Below are 17,968 nucleotides of genomic sequence, written 5' to 3'. Positions count from 1 at the left end.
GGAGGTTAACAATGAGCAAGAATTTGTTTTGCCTGAGTCGTCAGGCGATTACGAGAAAACATTAACTGCAGGCGGCCACCGCCAACCTGATGCCACAGCACGGCGGCACGAATACCCGCCAGCAGGGAGGCGCGTACTTTTGCCTGAACCTGCGGGCTTTGCAGCACGGCAGGAGAGCCGGTGACCTGAATACGTGGGCCCAGCGGGCTGATGACGTCAACATAAATGCCGGCCATGGCACTGAGCAGCGTTTCGGACTGCAGATCAAAATGGTCGAGCTGGCGCTGCAGCCCGGCAATGCGGTCACCGAGCGTATCAAGCGCGCCTTTGGCCGCACTGAGCTTACGCTCCAGCACCATCAGGCTTAACGTGTAGCGGGTCAGCTCCGCGTTCAACCCCTGACGGCTACTGGCGTTAAGCACGCCAAGCAAAGTTTCAAGACCGAGACGAAGATTGGTTTCACTCCCACCGAAGACACCCAGAGTCGAACCGGGGTTGAGGTCGATAACGCTGTTGAGTGAAACGTGCAGCGCGTCAGCATCGCAATGACCCTGATGCGCCAGCTGTTGCACCAGACGGGCAGACTGGCAAATTCCAGCCAGTGCCAGGGTGATGTCATAATAGTTCTTCGCCACACGTTCTCCTTTATGTGTGCAATCGTGTTAAACGGCCGGCAGCGGCAGGCGCTGTTCAATGATCCCGCCGCCCAGACAGATTTCGCCGCTGTAGAATACGGCGGACTGGCCTGGGGTGACCGCCGCAACCGGCTCGTCGAAACGCACATCAATGCGTTCATCATCCAGCGCGGTGACGGTACAAGGGATATCGGTCTGGCGATAGCGTGTTTTTACCGTGCAGCGCAGCGTACCCTTCAGCGGCTCACGATCGACCCAGTGCAGCTGTTGTGCGATGAGGCCGACGGACATCAGACGCGGATGGTCGTGGCCCTGAGCAACAACCAGAATATTGTTTTCGACATCTTTATCTACGACGTACCACGGATCTTCGCTGCCTTCTTTGGTGCCGCCAATACCCAGCCCTTTACGCTGGCCCAGCGTGTGGTACATCAGCCCCTGATGTTGACCAATCTCATCACCGTCGACGGTAACGATTTTGCCCGGCTGTGCCGGCAGGTAACGACCAAGGAAGTCGCGGAATTTGCGCTCGCCGATAAAACAGATACCAGTGGAGTCTTTTTTCTTCGCGGTGATCAGATCCAGCTCTTCGGCGATTTTACGCACCTGCGGCTTTTCAAGCTCGCCTACCGGGAACAGGCTTTGCGCAATCTGTTCGTGGCTGAGTGTATACAGGAAGTAGCTTTGATCTTTGTTGCCATCCAGACCGCGCAGCAGCTGGCTTTTGCCATTCACATCGGCACGACGCACGTAATGCCCGGTCGCAATATAGTCTGCACCCAGATCTTCTGCGGCGAATTCCAGGAAGGCTTTAAATTTGATCTCTTTGTTGCACAGAATGTCCGGGTTCGGGGTACGACCGGCTTTGTACTCTTCCAGGAAAAGCTCGAAGACGTTGTCCCAGTATTCTGCGGCAAAGTTAACGGTGTGCAGTTCAATGCCCAGCTTATCGCACACCGCCTGCGCATCGGCGAGATCCGCAGCAGCAGTGCAATATTCCTCGCCATCATCTTCCTCCCAGTTCTTCATGAACAGGCCCTCCACCTTATAGCCCTGTTGTTGCAACAGGTAGGCGGAAACGGAGGAATCGACACCGCCGGACATGCCGACGATCACTTTTTTCTGGCTGTTATCTGACATGGAATACTCACGACATTGAACTTCAAGGCGGCGTATTCTATCACGCCCCCCCACCATTGGCACCCTCTGTAAACGGCCAGTTAAATTCTCCAATCACCTCAAGCGGCAGGCGACCAGCAGACTGCCAGCAGCGGATACTCTCGGCAACCAGCGGCGAGCGCAGGTTTGGCGCATTCAGGATCTCTTCGGCAGTGACCCACAGGCAGCGATCGATATCATTGTCCTGCGGCTCTGTGGCGCACGTTTCGCTAAGCTCCACAGCAAATAAAAAGCGCAGGAACGGGGTGTGATCAGGGGCAATCCACTGGTGCATACGGATGAAGTGTTGCGGCTCCGCGTGGATACCGGTCTCTTCCCACAGTTCGCGTTTGGCGGCCTGCAGTAAGGTTTCATTGGCTTCAAGGTGCCCGGCTGGCTGGTTCCAGAGCGCCTTGCCGTTAATACTCTCTTCTACGACCAAAAACTTACCCTGGGCGTGAACCACGCAGGCGACCGTGACATGCGGTTTAAACATAGTGACTCCTTAAGGGGTAACGTCCCGCCATTCACCGTTTGCCAGTGAATCCAGGGTGTAGTTGCCCATGGCATAGCGAATAAGTCGCAGGGTAGGGATGCCCACGTGTGCGGTCATCCGACGCACCTGGCGATTACGGCCTTCATAAAGGGTGATCTTGAGCCAGCTCGTCGGGATGGATTTGCGCTCGCGGATAGGCGGGGTGCGTGGCCACAGCCATTCCGGCTCGCTGACGAGCTCAATACCTGCAGGCAAGGTAGGACCATCGTTTAACGTCACGCCATGGCGTAATGTCGCCAGCGTCTCTTCATCCGGTTCACCTTCAACCTGGACGAAGTAAATCTTTCCCGTGCGTTTGCCCGGCTGAGTGAGCCTGGCCTGTAAGGCACCATCGTTGGTTAAGACCAGAAGTCCTTCGCTATCCCGGTCCAGACGGCCGGCGGCGTAGACGCCCTGAACAGGAATGTAATCCTTCAGCGTACTGCGTCCGGCTTCGTCAGTAAATTGCGGCAAAACATCATAGGGTTTATTGAACAAAATCACCCGCTTTGGCTTGGATTCTTGTGGTCTTCTGGCGGCTTGTCGTGAGCTGAATCGCTCAACCCGGTGTTTTGTAAAAGAAGTTTTCTTCATGGTATTTTCAGACGTTATCAATTGCCGCATTATAGCCTATTAACGAAGACCTTTCATGGCGTCGGACAATCAGGTACTATCGAAGGGCTCATTACAATTTATTAACATAAGATCAGTAACAACCAGAAGCGCTCGAAGGAGAGGTTAATGGAAAGCAAAGTAGTTGTTCCGGCGGAAGGTAAAAAGATCACCCTGCAAAACGGCAAGATTAACGTTCCTCACAATCCGATTATCCCGTTCATCGAAGGTGACGGTATCGGTGTAGACGTTACCCCGGCAATGCTGAAAGTGGTTGATGCCGCTGTTGAGAAAGCCTACAAAGGCGAGCGTAAAATTTCCTGGATGGAAATTTACACCGGTGAAAAATCTACTCAAGTTTATGGCCAGGACGTTTGGCTGCCAGCTGAAACGCTGGACCTGATCCGCGACTACCGCGTTGCTATTAAAGGCCCTCTGACAACTCCAGTCGGTGGCGGTATTCGTTCCCTGAACGTTGCGCTGCGTCAGGAGCTGGACCTGTACGTGTGTCTGCGTCCGGTTCGTTACTATCAGGGCACCCCAAGCCCGGTTAAGCACCCTGAACTGACCGACATGGTTATCTTCCGCGAAAACTCAGAAGACATCTACGCGGGCATCGAGTGGAAAGCGGACTCTGCTGACGCAGAGAAAGTGATTAAATTCCTGCGCGAAGAGATGGGCGTGAAGAAAATTCGCTTCCCTGAGCATTGCGGTATCGGTATCAAGCCTTGCTCCGAAGAAGGGACTAAACGTCTGGTGCGTGCGGCCATTGAATACGCGATCACCAACGACCGTGACTCTGTGACGCTGGTTCACAAAGGCAACATCATGAAGTTCACCGAAGGCGCATTCAAAGACTGGGGCTACCAGCTGGCGATGGAAGAGTTCGGTGGTGAGCTGATTGACGGTGGTCCATGGCAGAAGATCAAGAACCCGAACACCGGCAAAGAGATCATCATTAAAGATGTGATCGCCGATGCGTTCCTGCAGCAGATCCTGCTGCGTCCTGCTGAATATGACGTTATCGCCTGTATGAACCTGAACGGTGACTACATCTCCGACGCCCTGGCGGCGCAGGTTGGCGGTATTGGTATCGCCCCTGGTGCGAACATCGGTGACGAGTGCGCACTGTTCGAAGCGACCCACGGTACGGCACCAAAATATGCCGGCCAGGATAAAGTGAACCCAGGTTCTATCATCCTGTCTGCAGAAATGATGCTCCGTCATATGGAATGGTTCGAAGCCGCAGACCTGATCGTTAAAGGTATGGAAGGCGCGATCAACGCGAAAACCGTTACCTATGATTTCGAACGTCTGATGGAAGGCGCTAAGCTGCTGAAATGTTCAGAGTTTGGCGACGCGATTATCGCGAACATGTAATCCAGAGTCTGGGTTAAACAAGAACGGGAGCCGATGGGTTCCCGTTTTTTATTATTCGATTTCGTACGGTTATCAAAACCCCTCCTTCAATAGCATTTACCGTCCACACTCTACCGGGCCATCATGAGCTTTCGCCGTTTGATTCGGCGATGTATGCCCCAAAATTTCTTGAATATCTTAATTCCACGTCTCACTAAATTCATTGTTATGGTGTCCGGCCTCACCCGGTGCCGCGCTCATGAATACCTGATCTGACTTATCGGGTACGACGCGATTACGGTGAAACTCTCATTAATTCTCTTGTCAGCATAACTTTCTGGTGTGCGGAATATCACTCGTATTACGGGAGATAGCACAACGTGAATTAGCATCATTTTAAGCAGGCGGCTGATATAAATATCCGTGTCGCAGCAAGTTATTTAATCAAACGGTATTGCTGCGCTGGCACTTTCCGCGGTAGTGGGAAAAGTCAGACAAACTGTACGAAAAAATAAAGCCGGGAAATGTCGGTTTTATTGTGTACATAGCAAACACGCATGGTCATTCATTGCCATGTATTTTCCAATCGAGACGTAAGGATATTCTACAAATGAGTACTTTTACTGTAGTACCCGCAAATCAGTCTGCAGATAATAATGCGAAAATGATTTATCAGTGGTTGAGTGGTCTGTCCGAACGACAGGGTAAAAAGCTCATTTCAGGTATTTTTGGTGGCTATAGCAATATCGGCGGCGTCGATGCTTTTTCCCTGCAACAAGGAAAAGACCTGCAGGCCCTGACCGGGAAATTCCCCGCTATTTATAGCGCTGACTATGCCCGTGGCTGGGATGCCTGTACCCCAGGAGAGGAAGCCAGTTTGATCGATTTTGGTTGTAATGCCGATCTGATCGACCACTGGAAAAAAGGCGGACTGGTCGCGATCAGCCACCATTTACCAAACCCTTGTTTTGCGGGGAATAATCCAGGTGATGGAAAGGGGGCTCTCAAGCATCCTGTGAGTAATGATGAATTTTCTGCAATCTTACAGTCTGGAACACCGTCGCGTGGGCGCTGGCTGGCAATGCTTGATAAAGTCGCTCAGGGCCTACAGCAACTGAATGAGAAAGGTGTCACCGTCTTTTATCGACCCTTGCATGAGATGAATGGCGAGTGGTTCTGGTGGGGGGCAACCGGTGAGAATACAAACGATACTGTACGTATGGATCTGTATCGACGCCTGTATCAGGATATCTTTAACTATTTCGTTAAAACGAAAGGGTTAAACAATTTACTCTGGGTCTTCTCTCCTGATGCAAACCGGGATTATAAGACATCTTATTACCCTGGCGCAGAGTATGTTGATATTACTGGCCTGGACTTGTATACAGACAATCCTGCCACTGTAAACGGTTACGATGAAATGGTGGCATTGAATAAGCCGTTTGCCTTTGCAGAAGTGGGGCCATCAACAATTAACGGCCAGTTTGATTATGCAAACTTAGTGAGTGTTATTCTTCAGAAATACCCTAAAGCAACCATGTTTATCCCCTGGAACAATGACTGGAGCCCGCTGAAAAACCTGAATGCCTCTGGTGCATACAATAATGACCGGGTAATAAATCTCGGAGATGTATGGAACGGCAGCGTTCTGAGTTAATGTACGTTTCGGTGTCACGTTGATGCACCATATAAAATGGTTGAAGTCGCTGGCCCAATCGTTAACGCTATAGAAGATGCTAAAATGTTCAGAGTCTGGCGACGCGATCATCGCGAATATGTCATCCAGATTCTGGGTTAAACGTGAACGGGGGCCAGAAGGTCCCCGTTTTTTTCCTCAGCCTGCGGGAGACTGCAAGATGTTAGCTACGATCCTTGTCGCTATTGTGGCATTAATTCATCTCTACATACTTGTTCTGGAAATGTTCCTGTGGAACACAAAAACAGGCCACAAGGCATTTAATCTCAGCCCTGATTTTGCACGCGATACCCGCGTGCTGGCCGCAAATCAGGGGTTGTATAACGGTTTTCTGGCAGCGGGACTGCTCTGGGGACTGTGGCTTGGTGAAAGCGGTGTTCCTGTGGTCTTCTTCTTTTTGACCTGCGTGTTGATTGCGGGCATTTACGGTGCCATGACCGCCAGCCGAAAAATACTCTGTGTTCAGGCTTTACCGGCGCTGGCTGCATTGATTGCATTGTGGTTGCGTTGATTAACAAGGCTTTGGTCTAAGAGTGCCGTCCGATATACTTACGCATTACCCTTAAAGGTCAGAGAAGAGACTGTTTATGCACAATGAAATTCCACTTAAGTATTATGACATCGTCGATGAGTACGCGTCGGAAGCCGCGGAGCCGGTAAGTGAGGCAGAGCGCGATCCTCTTGCCTGTTATTTCCAGTTGCTGCTCACCCGTTTATCGAACAATGAAGAGATCAGCGAGGAAGCCCAGCAAGAGATGGCGAGTGAAGCCGGTATCCGTAGCGCGCGCATTGATGATATTGCGAACTTCCTCAATCAGTGGGGAAATGAATAGTCCGCCTCAAAAACCGTTGTGCTGATGCTTTGCTAAACAGCTCAGCATCACGCTATCGGACCACATGCATTTTTTATCCGGGATGTGCGTTGAGGGTTTACCGATGAGCAGGGCGAAAATAACGATCAGGAAAAAGAGTACCAGCGGAAACAACAGAGAATTTTTCACGTTTTAACCAAATGAGAGTGTGCTTCAGGGTAATCTACGGTCTGAATGTGACGACTATATGTTTTTAGGAAAGAAATGGAAACGTCTGATCTGGAAAAACATTACCACGACACCAACGCGAAGACGCTGGCACTCTGGGAAAAGCGGGACGGTATCGGAGCGGTAAGGGAGCCGTTTTATGCTACGCAAAAGCTCGCACTGGCGACAGGTTTCCAGCCGGAAATGACCGCGTCTGTCGACATGTTGTTTCGGGAACTGCGGGCGTTGACCCGCCACGACTCGTTAGTAGACCTCCAGCCGCCATCCGGCTTCCATTTCACCTTCGTACCCATAACGCTCCCTCTCTACGACGAGAATGCACCGTTACCGGCGAAGTCGCATCAGCTTATCGACGCATGGACCCCTTTTGCCGGTCTGGGTATCACGGTTCGGGAACTCAGGCTGGTGGCATTGCCCAACCAGCTCTTGCTTGCAGGCATACCCGATACACTTGCCTTGAGGCAGCGGCAGGCGTTTTGTGAACGTCTGTTAACCACGGACTGGCAAGCGGCGTTGCGCTTACGCCATGGCAATACCCCTTTGCCAGCGCCGTTCTGGCACACTACGCTGTTGCGCTACCAGGCAGACTGTCTGCCTGAATTTCTGAGGGCGTTTTTCCGTGAGCGCCGCATGCAGCGTTACGGTGAGGTTTGCGGAGAGCTAAAACTCAACGTCGTGAATTATAACTGGACGCTATGCAGAGCCGTCACGTCGTCAATGTTGACACGTTAACGCGCTGGTTTTTGCTTATCGTTGTTAAGTTGCTGCGTCAGTTCATCAATGGTCAGTGATTTAGAGAAATACCATCCCTGAATCAGGGCATCAGGATACCGGTCAGCGATAAAGCGATATTGCGTTTCGCTTTCCACACCTTCAAAGACGAGCGTTTTATTCAGTCTGGCGAGGGCGTCACTAAAGATGACGAATATATTTTGTTTATAATGCTCATTAATACCATCTACCAGCGATTTGTCTATTTTGATCTCATCGTATTCCAGAAGCGATATGCGGGCGAGGTTAGAGTTTTGTACTCCAAAATCGTCAATTGATATTCTCACACCCAGTGATTTTAACGCCTGACAAAACCCTTCGAGAACATCCGCAGTGGAGACCGCCTTTTCAGAGAGTTCGACTTTTATCAAGGAGAGTGGAATGCTATTCACTAAACACTCACGACACAGAATCTTAATGAATTGCCCGTCTTCAATCTCGGTTCGACCAATGTTTAATGAAATCACCAGCTGATGTTTAATCGCCAGCGAGGCGATTTCTGCCAGGGATTTTTCGATGATATTGATATAATACTTTTGATACAGGCCAATTTTCTTAATTAAGGGAATAAAGAGCTCAGGCGAGACCTCTCCATGATTGTTATCGCGCCATCTCGACAGAACTTCGACGCCCACCATTTTTTTATCCTGGATTCGAATAATGGGCTGGTAGTTAACGCTGATGGTATTGGCTTTTACCGCGTTAACCAGCGTGCGCTCCAGTGAGAACCGATCTTCATAGATGCGGAAGAAAAACAGCGTGATCGCTATCCAGATGAAAGCCAGAATTGCCGTGAGAAGGGTAAACACCACCAGAGACAACGAAGCCAGCCCTGCGTTGTGATGCTTCACGATCACACACAAATCCCATACGGCGCTGCACTGCGTCAGGGTTAAGGTAAACAGATTTGAATGCAGCCAGCTCTGTTCTTTTATCACCGGGGAGGCTGAGAAAAATGTTCTGCCGAAATCTTTGGTCGTCGTACTCAGTGAATAGTTCGCCGTAATCGGCGTGAACTTATCGTAAGCATAGCGGGAGGTGAATATAATCACGTTATTATAAATTGCCGCATTGCCTGTAAAAAAATCTTTTCTGGAAAACTGAGCCAGAAGAAAACCCCGTGGCGTTTTATGCAGCTCTGCAGGAAGGGCAACGGGAGTGGCGAGTTTACCCCAAAAAGCAGTACAGGCTATTTTCCCCTTTTCAATAAAACCGATATCCCCGAAATAGAGGCTATCTAACTTTATCTGCCTGTAACTATCGAGACTGGTTTTATCACAACCCTGTGTAGTAATGCTTTTGAGCGCCTGCGCCACACTTTGAGACAGGCCTTCTGAATATTGCAAAAGGGAATGGGAAACCTCGAGCTGTTTGCTCTTTTGCTGGGCCACGATAACCGCATTAACCGCGTAGAGAGAGAGGGCGACCAGCAACGTTGAAATGATAGCAACGGCAATGATCTTTTTCATTTTCCAGTTGTCCCGTTCGCTCCCTGATTTCACAAATCTTAACACAGCCAGGGCAAGGCACAAGCCTGATAATAACGGAGGTTTATCTTATTCAGTCAGAGTAACTCATGCGGAAGTACCAGTTTTTTAAGATAAATCTTAACTAAACTTTTCATATTGCTTTAAGCAGCGCAGAGTTTGCCAGGCGCTCGCCTTATACAGGTCATAAATGAGCATTTTTCTCTTAAGGAAAAAATCGTGCGCAACGTTATGCTCCCCATTCTGTGTGCCTTATTTGTGTTTCTGAGTGGCATGCTGATCATTAACTGGCAGTTGTGGCATATGGCCCGGTCAAATTATGCCGAAACCGCCGCCGCAAGCACGCGTAAAATTGAGGCCATTCTTGCTGAGGCTGTCAGTGCTGCAGATACCGCAAAACGGGTCGCCGCTGCAGGGTGTACCGACACCGGACAGCGTGAACTGGGTTCGGAAGCTGCGCTGAAACCGCATCTTCGCGCCATTATGATTGAGCAGCAGGGCAGGATCGTCTGTACCTCCCTTCCCGGAAACGGCGTATTGATTGTTCGCCCGCAGACGCTGCCCAACAAAGGATTGATGCTGCTCCCCGGTAATCGCCTGGTGAACGGCATTCCGGTGTTACTTTTTCAGATGCCCGTCGCGAAAGGGCGCGTTATCGTAAGCGTTAGCGACGCGCATTTGCGGGATGTTATTGCGAGTGCAGCAAACAACACGGGACTGAGGCTGGTTGTTGGCGATAAAGCAATAGCCGGCGCGGGCGATGTGATCAGTTGGCCCCCCGTGAAGTGGGCGGGCTCCATAACAGCATCGGCACATTTTCCGTTTAGCATGGCCTGGCAGCCTCCCGCCTTTTTCAGCCTGACGCGTTTACTGTACCAGGGATTGAGCCTGATACTGCTTATCCTTGCGTTATCTGCGGCTGTTGGCATTCTTATCCGTCGCTACAGGGGGAAAAGCAGCTCGTTTGAAGACGATCTGCGTAAAGCCATCATCCACGGCCAGATCGTTCCGTACTATCAGCCGATCGTGAATGGCGATACCGGCGGTTTGTATGGCGTGGAAGTACTGGCAAGGTGGAAGCACCCAGAATCAGGCTTTATCCCACCGGATGTTTTTATTCCGATTGCCGAGCGCAGCGGTCTGATAATTCCGCTGACCAAAGGGTTAATGGCGAAAGTGGTGACCGAGCTTAAGCCGCTTTTGCCTAAGTTGCCGGACGGATTTCACATCGGGGTGAACATCAGCGCCAGACACATCAATGCGCCTTCTTTTATCGCTGACTGCCGGGTCTTTGGAAAAGGCTTTTATGGTAAAGAGGTCAAACTGGTTCTCGAAGTGACCGAGCGTGAACCGCTGATCGATAATCCTCATCTGGTGGAAAATCTCAATGCGTTACATAACGCCGGTTTCGTCATTGCGCTTGATGACTTTGGGACCGGGTATTCCGGACTCTCCTGTCTGCACGCGCTGGCGATTGATTATATTAAAATCGATAAAAGTTTCGTGAACCGGGTATCAGAGGCGAAAGACTCTACGATCCTGCTGGACTGTGTGATTGACCTGGCGAAAAAACTCTCACTGCATATCGTGGCTGAAGGGGTAGAAACGAAGGAGCAACTGGACTATCTCAACCGTAATCAGATTACCCTGTTGCAGGGATACTATTTTGGTAAACCGGTCTCGTATAAAGAATTTATTAAAGTCATCTTATCTAAGCCGCTGGAGAAGGTCAGTCTGTAAGAGATTTTTTTCTGTGAAAGGGGCCCAGTAATAATATCTGATGCCCGTTTGCGAAAAGCGAAATATCATCAGATTTCTGTTGTATGCTTAAGTGCAATTCATTTTCCTCTTATCCTGAGCTTTGTTACAGTGACTCTAGTTGTCAGCCAGGGATGTCAGGCGTGATAAGGTGGAAGAGCTCGTGCATGTGAAAAATACTTTTTACACAACAACTATTACCGTCATCATTGTCTCATTGATCATTTCGCTGTCGCTTGCCGTCCAAATTACCACGTCCAGGCAGCAGTCAATCCAGCAAATAAACACCAGCGTTGCCAACCTGAGCCATACCTTAGACGTGTACAGCGAAGGGATCATGCGCCAAAGTGAAATGTTGATTACTTCGGTTTCCGACATAATCAAAATTTATGGCATGACCCCACAACAGGCCAAAAATATCCAGCGGATGATAAGCAATCAGGATAATCTTCTTATCCAGATAAATAATGTGGTTGTTTACGATGCGCAAGGGAATATTTTTACGGCACTGCATGAAAGTTTTTCCGGACCCCGGAAAGGGGTGGACAGGTCGTTTTTTATCTACCACAAAGAAAATAAGAGCCAGCAGATTTTTATTGGCCAGCCGGTGGTCAGCAGAACGAATGGTAAATGGGTCATAACCATTAGTCGTCGGCTGGAAACCCCTACCGGCGCGTTTAACGGTGTCGTTGTGGTTACGCTGGGTATCGAAAATTTTCTGGCGTTATACGGGCAGATCAATATTGGTCACTCAGGCGTGATCGGCTTAACAACCCAGTCAGGCGTGTTGCTGGTGCGTCATCCGTTTAAAAATAATTACATTGGTGCGATTGTTTCGGATTCGCCTCTCTTCAGGACATACCTCAAGGTACAAAACGCGGGTATCGCCAGCTCTGTCTCACGGTTTGATAAAATCGAACGCATTTATGCTTTCGAGAAGAACAAGCGCTACGGGCTCGTCACCACCGTGGCGGTCAGTACGCAAGAAGCGCTCGCCCCCTGGCGCAAGCAGGCTCTCCAGCTTTCTGTACTCATTTTGGTTTTTACCGCGATACTCATTGCGGCGTCCTGTTTCCTCTATTCCGATTTATCCAGAAAAACACGGGATAACAGGGCGCTGAAGATTATTGCGTCTGAAGATGCGCTAACAGGGCTTTTCAACCGACGCATTTTTGATGAAAAAATTCTGTCAGAAATTGCGGCCTGTGCGGCCAGCGACGCCCCGATTTCGGTGTTGATTGTCGATGTGGACTACTTCAAAAAATACAACGATAACTATGGTCATCCCGAAGGGGACCGCTGTTTAACCCTGCTGGGAAATAGCCTCAGGGAGAGCCTCAACCGGGACAACCAGGTTGTGGCGCGCTATGGCGGGGAAGAGTTTGCACTGATCCTGCCAGACACGGATATCCAGGAAGCGCTCCGCCTCGGTCAGACGATCATTCGCAATGTCTTTTCGCTGCATATTGAACATGCTTTCAGTCCCTTCGGGCGGGTCACGGTTAGCGTCGGGATCTCCACTGCGCGTGCCGTGGATATCGCGGGCAGCCAGCAGAACATCATTATAGCCGCCGACCAGGCGCTCTATCAGGCAAAACGTGCAGGGCGAAACCGGCACGCTTTTGTTGCAGTGTAGGCAAAAAAAGCCCACTTTAGAGTGGGCAAGAAATACTGGAAGCAATGTGAGCAATGTCGTACTGAATACCTGAGTGTTTCGCTCAACTATTCAGTGTTGATAAAGATAATCTTTCTCAACAAAAGATGCAACCCCACATTTCTTGTGGTGCTGTTGATGAATAAACGCGCACTCTCTCACTGTGATGCTTATCACAAATTTCCTTTCTGAAATCCTGTGCTATCCTTTCTTGTGTCGTTGATTTAATGACAAAAACCATACGGAGAGGAAACTTATGGGAATTTTATCCTGGATTATCTTTGGGCTTATTGCAGGTATTCTGGCGAAGTGGATTATGCCGGGCAAAGATGGCGGTGGGTTTATCGTCACCGTAATACTGGGGATTATCGGTGCAGTGGTGGGCGGTTGGATCAGTACGCTGTTCGGCTTTGGTAAGGTCGATGGCTTTAACTTCGGCAGTTTCGCTGTCGCGGTGATCGGTGCGTTGGTTGTTCTGTTTATCTACAGAAAAATCAAAAGCTAAGCCTGATAAATGTTGAAAAAGGCTGCCATATGGCGGCCTTTTTACGTGGTGGGTTTACCACCAGCCTAGCTGCGAGCCTGCAACAGCCACGATTGCCACGATCAGCATAATGAGGGTTATTTTTCTCATTTATGCCCCCGGAGCAGCGTAACCACCGACAAAAAACCAGGCCAAAAACACTACCGCCGTTATAAAAATAACGACCGGGAAGAGGATCCCTATTCTCATACCATCACCTGTTTCGGTTTTTATAACGCCGTAGAGTGTACGGGGTTAATCCATCGCGAGAAAGCACGTTTTGCTTTTTCCTTTCTTATGCTGATACATCGCGACATCAGCCGCGCGTAACGCACTGTCCGGATCGGTCACGGTGGGGTCAACTTCAATCACACCGAAGCTGGCGCCAGGATAAATAATGTTCACGCTCCCCAGCCAGTATTCTCCTGCAATACGGGCATCGAGGCGCGTTTTAAGCAGGTTAATCTGTGTGCTCTCATCCGTACTGTTGGTTTGGCTAAGCGAGGCCACCAGAAACTCATCACCGCCCAGCCGGCCAATTATTTCGTCCGCCTGTTTTTCTTCAGTCAGACGTTTACCCACTTCAATCAGGAACCGATCGCCTGATTCATGCCCGTAACGGTCGTTAATCAGCTTGAAATCATCAAGGTCGATAAACGCGATGATGGCGTTGCGTTTAAGGTGCTTTGCCAGTGAAAACAGGGTCGTCAGCTCTTCGAAGATGGCGCGGCGGTTTGGTAATCCGGTGAGGGCATCGGTATAAGAGTGCGCAATGAGTGCCGCATTGGCTTCCCGAAGCTGGATCACCAGCGACTCTTTCTGAATATACTGGGCAATCAACCCGGCGAATAATTTCAAAACTTGTTCACCGCGATCGCTGGGATGTTTCTTTTCTGTGCTGGTGGCGCAGAGCGTGCCATAGAGTGAACCATCCGCAAGGTGAATAGGAATACTCATGTAGGTTGTAATGCCAAGGGCTTTCGCGGCATCGCAATCCGGCCAGCGCTCAGCCACCTCGTTACTGAACAACGTACCACTCTCAATGGCGCGCTTACACAGCGTGTCGCCCCAGGGAACGCTCAGCCCCTCAGGGATCTGCATCTGCTTGCTGTTGCGGGCGTAGAGGATATGCTGCAGCCGCGCATTGATATCGACCTTTGTCAGGTAGGTGGACTCCATTTCAGTCACAATCTCCAGCATCTCCAGCAGCTGGCGGACGAGACTTTCAAGGGACTGCTCAGTGGCGAGCGTTTCTGAAACACGGGCAAGGATAATATCCGACATGACGTAGGCTCACTCCCATGCAGAAGACGTCTGCATCTGCATGTTATGCTGAATTTTTCGACTTCGGGCATAGTAAAACATGAATATAAAAATTTTAATATTCATCACAGGGGAGCGGGGGAGAAAAAAAGCCCCGATGTTGAGACCGGGGCAAAGACATCTTGATTACGGAATGATGTTCTCTGGTCATTGAGAACACGTGCCACTGTAGTGTGGAAAAGTGCAGTTAAGATGGAGAAATCGTGGAGAAAGCGGCGATGACCCGTTACCCTTAAAGTCTGATGAGGTTAAAAGGATCAATGAGATGAGATTACTGCTTCTGGCACTGGCGTTACCGCTGGCCGCCTGTACCTCCAAAACATCCCCGCCTGATGCCCCGAAACCGCCCCATGTTATCGGGATGGCTAATCCCGCCTCTGTCTACTGCCTGAATAAAGGCGGGGAACAGGTCCCGGTTCAGAGCCCGCAAGGGGTTCGCACGGAGTGCAAGTTGCCCGGCGGCGAAGTGATCGATGAATGGGCGCTTTATCGTCGCGATCATCCGCAACCTGCCAGGTGACAGCGGGACAGTGGCTGCGGTACACTTCTCTTTAGGATTATTCTTAGCCTTTCGATGGCTACCGTTATCGTGAGAGAAGTATGTTTCAGCTTAAACCGGGCAGCATGGCGATGATCATCGGTGCCCGCACGGCGTCCGGCCGTCGTAATATTGGTAAATCTGTTGAACTGTTTGGCCTGTGTCAGCCCGGCCAGCGTTTCGTTAATCCGGTCAATGGCGTCATGACGCAGTTACCTACCACCTCGGATCGCGCGCTTTGGCTGGTGACCGGTGATGTCTTCGCGTTTGACAATCAGCACGGCTTTGCGTTTATTCGCGCCGAACATCTGATGCCGCTTACCCCGGATACGGCGCCGCAAATCCTTGATGAACTGATGATCGACTGACTAGACATTACGCAGCCAGTCGGCTAACACCAGGGCGTGATTGTGTTCCTTATCTTTCGCGCCATAGAGAAGGGTTAAGGTCTGCTTGCTGGCCAGCGCCACAAGACGCAACCCCTCGTCCTTGTGCTGCGCCAGCTCTTCCCGGTACGCCTTGCTGAAGGCGTTGAAATCAAGGGTTTCGCTATGAAACGCCTTGCGTAAATCGTTGGACGGGGTGAGCGTTTTACACCATTCATCATACGCGAGATCGGTTTTCTTCACGCCACGCGGCCAGAGTCTGTCTACCAGCACCCGATAACCATCGTCCGGGCTTGCCTGTTCGTATACGCGTTTACACTGGATCATCTTTTCTCCTCAGCTGCGGCAAAACGTTCTGCGTATTACTCTAGCACTTTGTCTTTACCCACCCAATTTAAGGTATTGTGATAATTGCAGAAGATCGGTAGTCTGAGGTTCCTTATGTTATCTGCTAATACTCAGGCATAAGGAACCTTTCATGGAACACCTCCCGGCTAAAACCACACTGCGCATTGCGCTGGTTGGCGATTACAATCCCGATGTTATTGCGCACCAGGCGATCCCGCTGGCAATTGACGACGCCGCTGCCGTTCTTGACCTCACCGCTGATTATGACTGGCTCGCGACCACGGAACTGACCAGCCCGGAAGATCTGGTGGGTTATGACGCTATCTGGCTGGTTCCCGCAAGCCCGTACAAAAACACGGCGGCGGCCTTTATCGCTGCACGCTACGCACGCGAAAACAGTATTCCCTTCCTCGGCACCTGCGGCGGGTTCCAGCATGCGCTGATTGAGTACGCCCGTAATGTGCTGGGCTGGCACGATGCGGCTCACGCCGAAACGGATACCGAAGGCACAATGGTGATTGCGCCATTAACCTGCTCGCTGGTGGAAAAAACCGATGCAATTGAGCTGCGCAACAATACGCTCATCGCCAAAGCCTATGGCAAACCGGAAATCGTGGAGGGATATCACTGCAATTACGGTGTGTCGCCGGAATTTGCACGGGAGCTGGAGAGCGGTGACATGCGCGTCACCGGCTGGGACGAGCAGGGTGAAATTCGCGCCGCGGAGTTACTGACCCATCCGTTCTTCGTGATCACCTTATTCCAGCATGAACGTGCCGCGCTGGAAGGTCGACCGGTGGTGCTGGTACAGGCAATGCTGCGCGCGGCGCGCGGATAAAAAAAGGCAGACCTGGTGGTCTGCCATTCTACTAACGGGGCGTTACCTCCCGGTCACGCCCGGCAAGCATACCGCAAACGGCCATGATCACGGCGGCCAGTGCACAGGCCAGAAGCGGATACCGCCAGTCACCGGCAGCATCGTGAATTTTGCCCATCAACGGCGGGCCACAGGCGGCCAGCAGATAGCCAACCGACTGTGCCATGCCGGACAAGGCCGCGGCCTGATGCGCAGAGCTGGCGCGCAGCCCGATGAAGGTCAGGCCAAGGATCATCGTTGCCCCGGTACCAAAACCAAACACCAGCGTCCACATGACCGCCATTCCCGGCGCAAACCACAATCCTGCTGCGCTTATCGCGCACAACAGCGCCACGACGCCGGCGATTGCTCGCTGATCCTTCAGACGATGGAGGATCAGCGGCACAGCGAGACCCGGCACGGCGGTGGCCAGCTGTAAGAGTCCGTGCACAGAACCCGCCTGGGCTTCGCTATACCCGTGGCTGAGCAGGATCGCCGGTAGCCAGCCAATGATGACATAGTAAATCAGCGAGTTAATCCCCAGAAAAAGGGTGACCTGCCAGGCGAGGGCAGAGCGCCAGATGGCGCGGTTATGTAACGCGCCTGCACCGGTCACCGTCGCAACGTGTTTCTGACGCCACTGTGGCAGCCAGAGCAGTAACGCCGCCAGCGGAAAGGCCATCAGCATTAGCAGGGCGCCATGCCAGCCGGCTTCCCCCTGCGCCAGCGGAACAATCAGTGCGGAGCCTAACGCCGCGGAGATCCCCATCGTCAGGGAATACGCGCCGGTGAGTCTGGCAACCTGTCCCGGGAAGTCACGTTTAATTAACCCAGGCAACAGCACATTGCCCAGTGCGATACCGCAACCAATCACCGCCGTACCGATGAAAAGCAGGGGGGCGGAAGGCAGGGAGCGCACAGCAATGCCGACGCAAATCAGCAGCAGGGCGATAAACAGGCTGCGCTCCATGCCGATACGCCGGGCAACACCTGCGGCGAGCGGGGAGATAAGGGCGAAAGCCAGCAGAGGCAGGGTGGTCAGCAGACCGGTTTGCGCTGTACTCAAGCCATAATCGAGACGAATGGTATCGAGCAGCGGTGCTGCTCCGGTAAAGGTGACGCGAAGCGTAGTGGCAATCATCAGGATACCTGCGATCAGCAGCGCGCCTTTTTTTCCCGAAACCCGAATTGCAGTAGTCATTGTGTTCTCATACGTTCAAGCGAGCGCACACCATACCGATTTTCTCCACGGTTGAAATCAGGCTAAAATGACAGTTTATCGCTAATAT

Annotated in this window: 20 protein-coding genes; 11 read left to right on the top strand and 9 right to left on the bottom strand. The window is 51.3% G+C overall.

The genetic code is table 11. From position 1 onward, the window contains the following. Positions 1-5: 5 nt before the first annotated feature. Genes hflD through rluE form a run of 4 tightly spaced genes read right to left on the bottom strand, consistent with a single transcriptional unit; the run spans position 6 to position 2,952 of the window. Positions 6-635: a high frequency lysogenization protein HflD gene (hflD, locus tag AM410_RS21650; RefSeq protein WP_014169611.1), complete on the bottom strand. Its 630-nt coding sequence runs from the start codon at positions 633-635 to the stop codon at positions 6-8. Between the two features lie 27 nt (positions 636-662). Further along, positions 663-1,775 (bottom strand): tRNA 2-thiouridine(34) synthase MnmA, encoded by a 1,113-nt coding sequence (mnmA, locus tag AM410_RS21645; protein ID WP_032670452.1) that lies wholly within the window; start codon positions 1,773-1,775, stop codon positions 663-665. Positions 1,776-1,815: 40 nt separating this feature from the next. After that, positions 1,816-2,289, bottom strand: a complete 474-nt coding sequence (locus tag AM410_RS21640) for an NUDIX hydrolase (protein WP_108648453.1) — start codon at positions 2,287-2,289, stop codon at positions 1,816-1,818. A 9-nt stretch (positions 2,290-2,298) separates the two neighbouring features. Beyond that, complete coding sequence (gene rluE / locus AM410_RS21635; RefSeq protein WP_108648451.1) at positions 2,299-2,952, bottom strand: 23S rRNA pseudouridine(2457) synthase RluE; 654 nt, start codon at positions 2,950-2,952, stop codon at positions 2,299-2,301. A gap of 117 nt (positions 2,953-3,069) precedes the next feature. Here rluE and icd point away from each other — a divergent pair, with 117 nt between their 5' ends. From icd to AM410_RS21610, 5 genes are all read left to right on the top strand, one after another. Continuing rightward, a complete protein-coding gene (icd, locus tag AM410_RS21630; protein ID WP_014169617.1) occupies positions 3,070-4,320 on the top strand; it encodes an NADP-dependent isocitrate dehydrogenase in 1,251 nt (416 codons plus the stop codon). A gap of 589 nt (positions 4,321-4,909) precedes the next feature. Then, positions 4,910-5,956, top strand: a complete 1,047-nt coding sequence (locus AM410_RS21625; protein ID WP_108648449.1) for a glycosyl hydrolase — start codon at positions 4,910-4,912, stop codon at positions 5,954-5,956. 199 nt (positions 5,957-6,155) lie between these two features. Beyond that, positions 6,156-6,506 (top strand): DUF1304 domain-containing protein, encoded by a 351-nt coding sequence (locus tag AM410_RS21620; RefSeq protein ID WP_032681232.1) that lies wholly within the window; start codon positions 6,156-6,158, stop codon positions 6,504-6,506. A gap of 76 nt (positions 6,507-6,582) precedes the next feature. Next, positions 6,583-6,828: a YmjA family protein gene (locus AM410_RS21615; RefSeq protein ID WP_014169620.1), complete on the top strand. Its 246-nt coding sequence runs from the start codon at positions 6,583-6,585 to the stop codon at positions 6,826-6,828. A 243-nt stretch (positions 6,829-7,071) separates the two neighbouring features. Next, the gene (locus AM410_RS21610; protein ID WP_108648447.1) at positions 7,072-7,767 is read left to right on the top strand and encodes a hypothetical protein; all 696 of its coding nucleotides are present in this window, start codon (positions 7,072-7,074) and stop codon (positions 7,765-7,767) included. On the opposite strand, the gene AM410_RS21605 is transcribed toward AM410_RS21610, so the two are convergent. Next, a complete protein-coding gene (locus AM410_RS21605) occupies positions 7,764-9,275 on the bottom strand; it encodes an EAL domain-containing protein (RefSeq protein ID WP_025204430.1) in 1,512 nt (503 codons plus the stop codon). The two genes, AM410_RS21610 and AM410_RS21605, sit on opposite strands and share 4 nt — an antisense overlap. Positions 9,276-9,512: 237 nt before the next feature. Between AM410_RS21605 and AM410_RS21600 the strand changes: the two genes are divergently transcribed. From AM410_RS21600 to AM410_RS21585, 3 genes are all read left to right on the top strand, one after another. Next, entirely contained in the window at positions 9,513-11,033 is a 1,521-nt protein-coding gene (locus tag AM410_RS21600; RefSeq protein ID WP_108648445.1) for an EAL domain-containing protein, read from the top strand. Between the two features lie 181 nt (positions 11,034-11,214). Further along, complete coding sequence (locus tag AM410_RS21595) at positions 11,215-12,687, top strand: sensor domain-containing diguanylate cyclase (protein ID WP_032679672.1); 1,473 nt, start codon at positions 11,215-11,217, stop codon at positions 12,685-12,687. A 274-nt stretch (positions 12,688-12,961) separates the two neighbouring features. Then, positions 12,962-13,210 carry a GlsB/YeaQ/YmgE family stress response membrane protein gene (locus AM410_RS21585; RefSeq protein ID WP_006174788.1) on the top strand — a complete coding sequence of 83 codons (249 nt, stop codon included), beginning with the start codon at positions 12,962-12,964 and terminating at the stop codon, positions 13,208-13,210. Between the two features lie 129 nt (positions 13,211-13,339). Here AM410_RS21585 and AM410_RS21580 read toward each other — a convergent pair whose 3' ends face one another. Further along, positions 13,340-13,438 carry a YoaK family small membrane protein gene (locus AM410_RS21580; protein ID WP_014883431.1) on the bottom strand — a complete coding sequence of 33 codons (99 nt, stop codon included), beginning with the start codon at positions 13,436-13,438 and terminating at the stop codon, positions 13,340-13,342. 45 nt (positions 13,439-13,483) lie between these two features. Beyond that, on the bottom strand, positions 13,484-14,512 hold the full coding sequence (locus tag AM410_RS21575) for a sensor domain-containing diguanylate cyclase (protein WP_063156116.1): 1,029 nt from the start codon (positions 14,510-14,512) through the stop codon (positions 13,484-13,486). Positions 14,513-14,816: 304 nt separating this feature from the next. Between AM410_RS21575 and AM410_RS21570 the strand changes: the two genes are divergently transcribed. Both AM410_RS21570 and AM410_RS21565 read left to right on the top strand, forming a co-directional pair. Continuing rightward, entirely contained in the window at positions 14,817-15,071 is a 255-nt protein-coding gene (locus AM410_RS21570) for a putative hemolysin (protein ID WP_020884447.1), read from the top strand. A gap of 80 nt (positions 15,072-15,151) precedes the next feature. Next, the gene (locus AM410_RS21565; RefSeq protein WP_020884446.1) at positions 15,152-15,457 is read left to right on the top strand and encodes a hypothetical protein; all 306 of its coding nucleotides are present in this window, start codon (positions 15,152-15,154) and stop codon (positions 15,455-15,457) included. Here AM410_RS21565 and AM410_RS21560 read toward each other — a convergent pair whose 3' ends face one another. Then, positions 15,458-15,802 (bottom strand): DUF488 domain-containing protein, encoded by a 345-nt coding sequence (locus tag AM410_RS21560; RefSeq protein ID WP_073396579.1) that lies wholly within the window; start codon positions 15,800-15,802, stop codon positions 15,458-15,460. It lies immediately after the preceding gene. A 151-nt stretch (positions 15,803-15,953) separates the two neighbouring features. On the opposite strand from AM410_RS21560, the gene AM410_RS21555 reads away from it, so the two are divergent. Then, positions 15,954-16,661 carry a CTP synthase C-terminal region-related (seleno)protein gene (locus AM410_RS21555; RefSeq protein WP_044868433.1) on the top strand — a complete coding sequence of 236 codons (708 nt, stop codon included), beginning with the start codon at positions 15,954-15,956 and terminating at the stop codon, positions 16,659-16,661. 31 nt (positions 16,662-16,692) lie between these two features. Here the strand turns inward: AM410_RS21555 and AM410_RS21550 are convergent, their stop codons facing one another. Then, positions 16,693-17,880 carry a CynX/NimT family MFS transporter gene (locus AM410_RS21550; protein ID WP_040017220.1) on the bottom strand — a complete coding sequence of 396 codons (1,188 nt, stop codon included), beginning with the start codon at positions 17,878-17,880 and terminating at the stop codon, positions 16,693-16,695. Positions 17,881-17,968 lie beyond the last annotated feature (88 nt).

It is taken from the genome of Enterobacter cloacae complex sp. FDA-CDC-AR_0164 (genome assembly GCF_003071645.1).
GTDB lineage: Bacteria > Pseudomonadota > Gammaproteobacteria > Enterobacterales > Enterobacteriaceae > Enterobacter > Enterobacter ludwigii.
Note: the sequence above shows the minus strand (reverse complement) of the source record. Positions and strands in the feature narration are given on the sequence as shown.